This is a genomic window from Hymenobacter sp. (assembly GCF_035709525.1).
In the GTDB taxonomy this organism is placed as follows: domain Bacteria; phylum Bacteroidota; class Bacteroidia; order Cytophagales; family Hymenobacteraceae; genus Hymenobacter.
Window position 1 is genome coordinate 1 of sequence record NZ_DASTEP010000041.1, and the last position, 9844, is coordinate 9844.

The window sequence follows — 9844 nt, forward strand, 5'->3', positions numbered from 1 at the left end:
GAAGCATCTCTACCGCTTCGTTGCTAGCGTTAGAAGTTAGTAATGAGGTAGAGATGCTTCGACTCCGCTGCGCTCCGCTCAGCATGACAGATAGAAACATTTTTCTGCCAGAATACCGTGAACGAGCCAATCGCTAATAGCTCTCAGTCAGCACCTAAGAGAAGCTATACCTTCCCGAAAGAAGAGCACCTGTGCAGCAAAAAACGCATCGAGCAGCTTTTTAACCGCCAAAACCCTTCGCTCGGCGTGTACCCGCTGCGCCTGACGTGGCTGCCCGCCCCGGCGCGCACTACCGCGCCGCCCGAGGTACTCATCACGGTACCCAAGCGCACCTTCAAGCGGGCCGTGGACCGCAACCGCCTCAAGCGCCTCGTGCGCGAGGCCTACCGCCTCAACAAACACCGGCTGCTCGAAGCCGAAAACGGCCATCCGGTGGCGCTATTAGGCATTCTGTACACCGGCAAAGAAAAAAGTGAGCTGCCGCTGATAGAAAAAAAATTAATTTCCGGGCTTAATCGTTTGCTGGCCGAAGCTTCGGTGCAACCCGCGCCGTAGTATTGCTTATCTTCACCTGCGATACAGCCGCCACGGCTACATAGGGCGCACCGTTGCGCCACGCCAACTGGTCCGTTAGTTGCATTGTATCGCTTATTAGCTTCGCTGCCTCCGTCTTCCTGCCGATGACCACTCGTACAAAAGTTCTCGCTACCCTGGCCCTGGGCACCCTGGGCCTCGCCAGCTTCCGCGCTGCCTCCGATAGCGAGCGGTACTTTGAGATTGCCAAGAACCTGGACATTTTCGCCACGCTGTTCAAGGAAGTGAACACGTACTACGTGGACGAAATCACGCCCGGCAAGCTGGTGAAAACGGGCATCGACGGTATGCTGAAATCGCTGGACCCGTACACCAACTACATCCCTGAAGACGATATCGAGGACTTCCGCACCATGACGACCGGGCAGTACGGCGGCATCGGGGCAGTGGTGGTGAAGCGCAACGGCAAAACCGTGGTGCAGAGCGCCTACGAAGGCTACCCGGCTCAGAAAGCCGGCCTGCTGCCCGGCGACGAAATCCTGACTATCAACAATATCAATGTTGATAAGAAAACCAACGCCGACATTAGCAAGCTACTAAAAGGCCAGGCGCAGTCGCAGGTGAAGCTCATCGTGACGCGCTACGGCCAGGATAAGCCGGTGGAAGTCAATATTACCCGCGATAAAATTCAGGTTAATAATGTGCCGTACTACGGCATGTTGACCTCGGATATCGGGTATTTCCAGCTCGGCGGCTTTACCGTGGATGCCGGCCGCGAGGTGCGTACGGCCGTGGCCAAGCTCAAGGAGCAGGGCGCGAAAAAGCTGGTATTTGACATCCGCGACAATCCCGGTGGCCTGCTCAATGAGGCGGTGAATATCTCCAACCTATTTGTGGACAAAGGGTTGGACGTGGTAAGCACCAAGGGCAAAGTAACCGAGTGGAATAAAACCTACAAGGCGCTCGACGTGCCGCTCGATACCCAGATTCCCATCGCCATCATCACGAGCAACCGCTCGGCCTCGGCGTCGGAAATCGTGTCGGGCGTGCTGCAAGACTACGACCGCGCCGTGCTCGTGGGTGAGCGCACCTTCGGCAAGGGCCTCGTGCAGGCCACGCGCCCGCTCAGCTACAACTCGCAGCTGAAGGTGACGACCGCCAAGTACTACATCCCGAGCGGCCGCTGCATCCAGGAAATCGACTACTCGCACCGCGGCGAGGATGGCGCGCTCACCAAATTCCCCGACTCGTTGCGCACGGCCTTCAAAACCCAGGCCGGCCGCGTGGTGTACGACGGCGGCGGCGTGGCCCCCGACATCGACGTGCAAGACCGCGAAATCGCCGACATCACCCGCGTGCTCATCCAGAAGAGCTACCTCTTCGACTACGCCACGCGCTTCCGCTCCGAGCACGCCACCATCGCCCCGGCCAAGCAGTTCAAGCTCACCGATGCCGACTACCAGAAGTTCGTAGCCTACCTCCAGAACAAGAGCATCGCCTACAGCACCGACGCCGAGCGTTCTCTCACCGACCTCACCAAAAAGGTGAAGGAGGAAAAGCATTACGACGACGTGAAACTAGAGCTCGACGCCATCAAGAAGAAAGTTACCGTCAACAAGGCCAACGACTTGCAGCGCTTCAAGCCCGAAATCAAGGAAATCCTGGAGTCGGAAATCGTGTCACGCTACTACTACGAGAAGGGCCGCACCGAAGCCAGCTTCGACGACGACCCCAACATCCAGGCCGCCGTAGCCGTCCTCAACGACCCCAACCGCTACGCCGCGCTGCTGAAGCCGGGCGGGCAAGCCGCCAGCGCGCGGAAGTCGGCGGGGGTGAAATAGGTGATGATACTCAAAGAAAAAGCAGACTTAGCCAGTCTGCTTTTTCTTTGTCTCAACAATTATGAAAAAGAGAGAAAAACAGCTCAGGGAGCTTGTGAAGCAGCCAAGTATTTTGGCTGGCATAACTGAATTGCCACTTGAGTGGGAGCAATTAATCAAGTCAAGCGAATTTCGCTCAGAAATCGCATCTGCCTTAGACGCAAAGGGAACCGAGCCAGCAAAAACCAGGGCCGCTTTTATCAGAAATCAAGACGCTACTAATTTCAACGCCAATCGTGAAGCTTGGGGAATCCCTGCTTTCTTGGAGGAATTAGTTGAAGTAAGCGATTTTGAGAATGGCTTCATGTGGCGGTTCCGGGCCCACACTACCTCATGGAGCGAGAATCAACATGCTGACCAATGGTTTCTAACTTCTTTAGAAGCTAGGAGTATCAGCCGCTACGAGTTTTGGAGTTGCGATGAAGGGCCTGATAAGCTTGAGTTTGTAATTGAGGGTAATTACAAATCAATCTTATCTCAACTGCTAGCCGAGCAGGTCTACGAGGTGCTTATTAGTCCTGTGTTTTCGAGCGAAGAGCTAGATGAGTACATCGCTAATTTTTCAGAGGATGAAGAGGACTATGAGTTAGAAGAAGTGATTGAGGAATACATAAGTCAAAATCCTAATTACTTGCCTGCTAAATAATAATGCTACTTCTCTCTCTCGAAACTTCCTCCCCAATCTGCTCCGTAGCCCTGCACCAGATGGAGGACGGTCGCCTGCTCGGCCAGTCCGAGCTGCGCCTCGAAAAATCGCATTCCACGCACCTCACGGTCTTGATTGAGCAGCTCGTGGCCAATACCGGCCACACGCTGCGCGACCTCGCGGCCGTGGCCGTGAGCGATGGCCCCGGCTCCTATACCGGCCTGCGCATTGGGGCGGCGGCGGCCAAGGGCTTGTGCTTTGCGCTGGATATTCCGCTGGTGGCGGTGGGCACGCTGCCCGCGCTGGCCCACCAGGTAGCCGCCCGCACGCCCCGCGCCGCTACCTACCACTACGCGCCCATGCTCGATGCCCGCCGGCAGGAAGTGTACACGGCCCTTTACCGCGCCGATGGCCACGAGCTGGCCGCGCCCGCGCCGCTCATCCTCACCCCCGAGGCCCTGGCCGAACAATTAGCCCGCCACTCGGTGTTATTCTTCGGGTCGGGCGCTGCCAAGTTTCATCCGTTGGTAGGCGACAACCCCAACGCCGCCTTCCTGGCCGACGTGCAGCCCTCGGCGGTGAGCGTCGGCGAGCTGGCCCTAGGTGCCTACCAGCGCCAGGAGTTTCAGGATGTGGCTTACTACGAGCCGTTTTATTTAAAAGAAGTTTATACGACCACCCCACGTAGTGCTTAGTTGACAGTGCTTGGTGCCTAGGCTAAATACCTGGCCCAAGCACTTAGGCACCAAGCACCAAGCACTAAAACTATGGAGCCGCTTTTTGTAAACCGCGTCGCCGCCTCGGGCCTCGTTACCCTCAACCTGGAGGAGTATATTCACCCCGGCGACCGGGTGGTGTACGACATCAAAGACAACCTTTTTCACGGCCTCATGCTGCGCGAAAAGGACTTCCGCGAGTTCGTAAAAACCCACGACTGGACGCAGTACGACGGCAAGAACGTGGCCATCATCTGCTCGGCCGATGCCATTGTGCCCACCTGGGCCTACATGCTACTGGCCAGTAAGCTCCAAGGCCACGCCCACCGCTACGTCTTCGGCGACCTGGGGGCGCTGGAGCAGTCGCTTTTCGAGGAGGCCATTGCCGGTATCAATCCCGCTGATTACCAAGACGCCAAGCTGGTAGTCAAAGGCTGCGGCGACAAGCCGGTGCCCACGTTTGCTTACGTGGCCATTATGCAGCGGCTGCTGCCAGTAGCGGCCAGCATCATGTACGGCGAGCCGTGCAGCACCGTGCCGCTTTATAAAAAGCCGAAAGCGGTAGCTACTGAAGCCTAGGTTAAGTTTGTCATGCAGAGCGTAGCCAAGCATCTCGCTCGCTTCATTGTTAGCGTAGAGGATGCTGCACCACGCACGCGAGATGCTTCGCTGCGCTCTGCATGACAACGGAAAATAATTAAAAAGCCCGCGCCAACCTCTGACGCGGGCTTTTTTGCGCGCAAACGAAAAGCAGCCCCGACATTTGCCGGCGTGCAAACACAATCGTATAAAATAAATTTCCGTACCGGCGTCTCCATTGTCATCGCCAGTATGGTGGGCACGGGCGTTTTTACCAGTCTTGGGTTTCAGCTCCTAGGCATCCAAAATGGCTTTGCGCTGCTGATGCTGTGGGTGGTGGGCGGCCTCATCGCCCTGTGCGGGGCCGTGAGCTACGGCGAACTGGCGGCTGCCATGCCGCGCTCGGGCGGCGAGTACCACTACCTCAGTCAGATTTATCATCCTGCCCTAGGGTTTTTGTCGGGCTGGGTATCGGCCACAGTGGGCTTTGCTGCGCCCACGGCGCTGGCCGCGCTGGCGCTGGGCCGCTACGCTCAAAGCGTGTGGCCCGCCTTGGCCGGGACGGTAGTAGCTGGTGTCTCGGGCGCGCAGCTACTGGCCGTGGGGGTAGTGCTAGCGCTGGCGCTGGTGCATGGCCTCAGCATTCAAGCGGGTAGCCGATTGCAGGTAGCCATTACCGCGCTGAAAGTTGGGGTGTTGGTAGCATTCATTGGGGCGGGCTTATTGGCTGGGAAGCCACAAACCATGAGCTTCGTGCCCTATGCGGCGGGGTGGCGCGCCATGCTCAGCCCCACTTTCGCTGTGAGCCTAGTGTATGTCAGTTACGCCTATTCGGGTTGGAATGCCGCCGCCTACCTCACCGGCGAAATCGACCAGCCGCAGCGCAATCTCTCGCGCATCCTGCTCACCGGCACCGCCGTGGTACTCCTATTATATGTAGGGCTGAATTTCGTGTTCCTGCGCTCGACGCCCCTGAGCTGGCTGAAAGGGCAGCTGGAAATCGGTTTCATCTCGGCCAATTATCTCTTCGGCCCCGCCTGGGGCCGCTTTGCCGGGGCCGTCATTGCGGCGCTGCTCGTGTCCACCATTAGCGCCATGATTTTTGCCGGCCCGCGCATCACCCAAGCAATGGGGGAAGACCTGCCCGCCCTAGGTTGGCTGGCTCAGCGCACGCCAGCCGGTATTCCGCAGCGCGCGCTGTTGCTGCAAGTAGCAATTAGCCTGGTATTTATTCTAAAACCCGATTTTCAGGCCGTGCTCGTCTACGCGGGTTTCGTGCTGAACCTGTTCACGTTTCTCACGGTACTGGGCGTATTTGTGCTGCGCTGGCGGCAGCCGCAGCTGCCGCGTCCCTACCGCGCCTGGGGTTATCCTTTTACGCCGATTATTTTCCTGGCCCTGAGCGCCTGGACGCTGGTTTTTATTATCAAAGACAAGCAAACGGAATCGCTCTACGGGTTGGCCACCGTGGCGGGCGGCCTGCTGGTTTATTTCACGGTGCAAAAGCTGCGGCCGACTCCCCGGCCCTGAGTGTAGCCACTGCCCGGTTTACTTTTCTATCTTCTGCCGATTAACGCTTGCTGGCTCTTTCACCTTCGGCCAGTCCCTGCCTCTCAACCAATGCGCCGTCCTCTGCTTTCCCTATTGCCAGCCCTCGCGTTGCTGGCCGCCTGCTCCAATTCGAACACCGAGCAACAAGCCACGACCACCGAAACAATGGCCGATACGGCCGCCAAGGTGCCAGCCACCGCGCCGCACCCCGCCGCCCCGGCCGACAGTGCCGACCCAGCCACCGCCGACAAAACGGCCACCAAGCCCTTGGCCCCGGACACCGCCAACGTCCAGAACGTAGCCGCCTACCTCGCCGGCCTGCCGCCCAAAGCCGAAACCCCGCTGGCCGCGCTAGCCACCCAGCCCACCTGGCAGGCCTTTGCCAAAGACCAAGAAAAAAGTTGGGCCAAATACCGCGCTACCCACACCGACCCCATGAAGAAATGGGCAGCCACCGAGCTTGATTCGGTGCGCCAGGCCACTACCACGCTGTTCTACCCCTTCAGCGGCCCCGATTTTCTAAATGCCTATACGCTCTTCCCCACCGCTAGCACCTACGTGATGGTGGGCCTAGAGCCCGTGGGCAGCGTGCCCAGCCGCGAAAACCTGGCCAACCCCGCCATCCTGCCCGCCGTTAAAAAGTCGCTGTGGTCGGTGCTGAATTTCAGTTTCTTCCGCACCAACGACATGGCCATCGACCTCAAATCGGTGAACCTCGACGGGGCCGTGCCGCTCATCATGCTCTTTGCCGCTCGCACCGGCAACCACGTGCTGGCTGTGCGCTCAGTGCAGCTCGACGCCCAAGGCCAGCTCCACGAAGTGGCCGATACCACCCGCGCTGCTGGCCCGAAAGCTATCCCCGGTGCCGAGCTCAAGCTACAAGCCCCCGACGGCTCCGAGAAAACCGTCTACTACTTCTCGGCCGACCTCAGCGACTACAAGCTCGCTACCAAAGACGCCCCCCTAAAGTACGTGCGCAGCCTCGGTCCGCTCACTACATACGTGAAATCGGCCACCTACCTCATGCATAAGAGTTATTTCTCTAAAATCCGCAACCTGGTGCTGGAGCGTAGCAACTACCTGCTGCAAGACGATAGCGGTATCTCCATGAAGTATTTCCCGAAGGCTAGCTGGCAATTCACCTACTACGGCACTTACCGCCGCCCCATCAACCTCTTCGCCAAGCAGTACCAGCCTGAACTCACTACCGCCTACCACGACAGCCTGCGCCGCGCCCGCCCGCTGCCCTTCGGCACCGGCTACAACTGGCGCCAAACCGACAGCAACCTGCTGCTGGCCAAGCGCCGCACGCCCATCGGCAAGTAGCTCGGGCTTTGTAGTCCAGGCGCGAGCGTAGCAAGCATCCCGCACAGGCTCAAAACCCACCAGCCAAAATACCAAGAGTAGGGTAGGTGACTCAACAGAGCGGCCTACCCATAACCGAAGAAGGCCGTGATAAAAACTATCACGGCCTTCCTTATTATATACAGTGTGAAAATACCCGCATCTATGAAGCTTATCCTAGTTCTCTTGGCCTTACTAGTAACCGCCCGCGCCCACGCCCAAACCGCCCAATATCCCGATTCGCCCTTCCTCGACAGCCTCCTCCACACTAGCCCGGCGCTCAACAAAGTCCTCAGCCACCCCGCCACCTACCAGCTCCAGCTTATCTACACCCAGATAAACCGCGACGCCCAGAACGTGCCGCACTTCGCTCAGCACACCTACCACCTCAACCCCCGCCAGTATTTCAATCCGGCCAGCCTCGTCAAGCTGCCCGTAGCCCTGCTGGCCCTCGAAAAGCTGCACACCCTGCCCGCATCGGTTACCAGGAGCACGATAATGTCTACTGGGGCCGCTGGCCGCTGCCAAACGCCCGTGCCCTTCGCCACCCCCGCCGACACCAACCGCCAGGCCACCGTCGGCAATTATATAAAGCGAATGCTGCTCGTCAGCGACAACCTCGCCTACAACCGCCTCTACGAGTTTCTGGGCCAAAAAACCATCAACGACCGTCTCCGCCAGCTTGGCTACCCCGGTAGCCGCATCGTGCGCCGCTTCGCCCCCTGCGACACCGCCGCCAACCGCCGTACCAACCCCGTGGCCTTCCACACTCCGGCCGGCGATACCCTCTACAAACAGTCCGCCCAAATCAACCCCCGCACGCCCGCGCCACCGCTGGGTCCCGTTTTCGCCGGCCGTGCCTACAAAGTCGGTACTAAAATCATCCGCCAACCCTACGATTTCACCACCGCCAACAACCTTCCCCTGGCTGATATCACGGCCCTGCTCCAAACCGCACTCTTTCCTGAGTCCCTGCCCGCCGCCCAGCGTCCCCACCTTACGTCCGCCGACCACGCCTTTCTCCGCCAGTACCTCCACCTCACGCCCCACGCCAGTCACTTCACCCCCTACGCCGCTCCCAAGTACTTCGACGCCTATAAAAAGTACCTCTACTACGGCCGCCGCCCCGAGGCCCAGCCCCAGCCCGGCCTCCACATCTTTAACATTGTGGGCATGTCGCACGGATACCTAGCCGATGTCGCCTACTTCGCCGACTCCCTCCACCAGTCCGAATTCCTGCTTAGCGCCGTCCTCTACGCCAACCAAGATGGCATTATCAACGACGCCACCTACGACTACGATACCATTGGCGAGCCCTTCCTGGCCCAGCTAGGCCGGCTTTTCTACCAATACGAAGCCCGCCGCCCCCGCCGCTACCGTCCCAATCTCAGCCTTTTTTTCGAAAAAGACCCCCAACCCTGAATTTTTTCCAAAATCCGCCAGCCGGCTAACCGGCTGACTGCTAACCAACCCCCGAACGCTCGCCTCGCCAAGCGAAGCCAGGTGATACGGCAAAAGCAAACCGCCGGTTGTCAGCACGCCGCCCGCGCCGTACTTTTGCACTCCCAACTCAACCGGATGAGGGCGACAAAAAGAACCAAGAGCCATACACTCGAAAAATTCTTTTGCCAATTCAAAATTTTTTAGCGTACCTTTGCACCCCGTTCCAAAAACGGCTCATCGGAAACGCCGAAGCAGAGGTTGAAAAGCTAAATTTTTTTCGCCTTAAATTTGGAGAGTCAAAAAATAACGCTACCTTTGCACTCCCAAACAGAATAAGGGTTTGGAAATAGCGAAAGTAGATTTTTGGCCGACAGCAAGTTAGCTCATAAAATCAGCTTAATCGAAGCTGATTAGATTTACAAAACAGAACGAGAAAGCTTAAAAACTTCTCCTTTGAATTTTGAAAATCGAAAAAGTTTCTTACCTTTGCAGCACGCTTCAATCGGAAGCTGCGGCAGCAAGCCAAAGATGAAAACATTAAAAATTTTCGCTCTAAAGCTTGCAAAATAAAAAAAGTTTATCGTACCTTTGTAGTCCTAACTAAAACAGGGCGCTGCAAATAGCGAAAAGGGTTTGTAACATAACTCGCCATGTTGCCTCAATTGGAAGCAGCAAACGTTCTTTGAATGACTGGAAAAGACAAATGGTAAGTGTGCTTACGCAAGTAAGCAAAACGTAACATTGAAATTGAACTCGTTAATACGAGTCGGATTAGCACTCGACATCAGCCTAGGTTCGCCTAGGTGTAGGAATATTTTACAATGGAGAGTTTGATCCTGGCTCAGGATGAACGCTAGCGGCAGGCCTAATACATGCAAGTCGAACGGTGGTAGCAATACCATAGTGGCGCACGGGTGCGTAACACGTAACTAACCTACCTATAACTGGGGGATAGCCCGCCGAAAGGCGGATTAATACCGCATAAGCTAAGGTGGCGGCATCGTCTCTTTAGTAAAGATTTATTGGTTATAGATGGGGTTGCGGGTCATTAGCTAGTTGGTAAGGTAACGGCTTACCAAGGCGACGATGACTAGGGGAGCTGAGAGGCTGGTCCCCCACACGGGCACTGAGATACGGGCCCGACTCCTACG

8 protein-coding genes and 1 rRNA gene are annotated in these 9844 nt (G+C 57.3%); all 9 read left to right on the forward strand.

The genetic code is table 11. From position 1 onward, the window contains the following. Positions 1-117 precede the first annotated feature (117 nt). Positions 118-555: a ribonuclease P protein component gene (locus VFO93_RS03435; RefSeq protein WP_325132916.1), complete on the forward strand. Its 438-nt coding sequence runs from the start codon at positions 118-120 to the stop codon at positions 553-555. A 125-nt stretch (positions 556-680) separates the two neighbouring features. Beyond that, positions 681-2375, forward strand: a complete 1695-nt coding sequence (locus tag VFO93_RS03440; RefSeq protein WP_325132917.1) for a S41 family peptidase — start codon at positions 681-683, stop codon at positions 2373-2375. Positions 2376-2436: 61 nt separating this feature from the next. Then, positions 2437-3060, forward strand: a complete 624-nt coding sequence (locus VFO93_RS03445; RefSeq protein ID WP_325132918.1) for a hypothetical protein — start codon at positions 2437-2439, stop codon at positions 3058-3060. A gap of 2 nt (positions 3061-3062) precedes the next feature. Continuing rightward, positions 3063-3755 carry a tRNA (adenosine(37)-N6)-threonylcarbamoyltransferase complex dimerization subunit type 1 TsaB gene (gene tsaB, locus VFO93_RS03450; RefSeq protein ID WP_325132919.1) on the forward strand — a complete coding sequence of 231 codons (693 nt, stop codon included), beginning with the start codon at positions 3063-3065 and terminating at the stop codon, positions 3753-3755. A 72-nt stretch (positions 3756-3827) separates the two neighbouring features. Beyond that, positions 3828-4355 (forward strand): DUF2480 family protein, encoded by a 528-nt coding sequence (locus VFO93_RS03455; protein ID WP_325132920.1) that lies wholly within the window; start codon positions 3828-3830, stop codon positions 4353-4355. Between the two features lie 192 nt (positions 4356-4547). Next, positions 4548-5885 carry an APC family permease gene (locus tag VFO93_RS03460; protein ID WP_325132921.1) on the forward strand — a complete coding sequence of 446 codons (1338 nt, stop codon included), beginning with the start codon at positions 4548-4550 and terminating at the stop codon, positions 5883-5885. 90 nt (positions 5886-5975) lie between these two features. After that, positions 5976-7232, forward strand: a complete 1257-nt coding sequence (locus VFO93_RS03465) for a hypothetical protein (RefSeq protein WP_325132923.1) — start codon at positions 5976-5978, stop codon at positions 7230-7232. Positions 7233-7436: 204 nt separating this feature from the next. Then, positions 7437-8672: a serine hydrolase gene (locus VFO93_RS03470; RefSeq protein WP_325132924.1), complete on the forward strand. Its 1236-nt coding sequence runs from the start codon at positions 7437-7439 to the stop codon at positions 8670-8672. Positions 8673-9511: 839 nt separating this feature from the next. Then, positions 9512-9844 (forward strand): 16S ribosomal RNA (locus tag VFO93_RS03475); the annotation flags it as partial.

Bases quoted from the DNA above. Each gene is read 5' to 3' on its own strand.
- tsaB (WP_325132919.1), top strand. From the start codon at position 3,063: ATGCTACTTCTCTCTCTCGAAACTTCCTCCCCAATCTGCTCCGTAGCC.
- VFO93_RS03465 (WP_325132923.1), top strand. From the start codon at position 5,976: ATGCGCCGTCCTCTGCTTTCCCTATTGCCAGCCCTCGCGTTGCTGGCC.
- VFO93_RS03445 (WP_325132918.1), top strand. From the start codon at position 2,437: ATGAAAAAGAGAGAAAAACAGCTCAGGGAGCTTGTGAAGCAGCCAAGT.
- VFO93_RS03440 (WP_325132917.1), top strand. From the start codon at position 681: ATGACCACTCGTACAAAAGTTCTCGCTACCCTGGCCCTGGGCACCCTG.
- VFO93_RS03455 (WP_325132920.1), top strand. From the start codon at position 3,828: ATGGAGCCGCTTTTTGTAAACCGCGTCGCCGCCTCGGGCCTCGTTACC.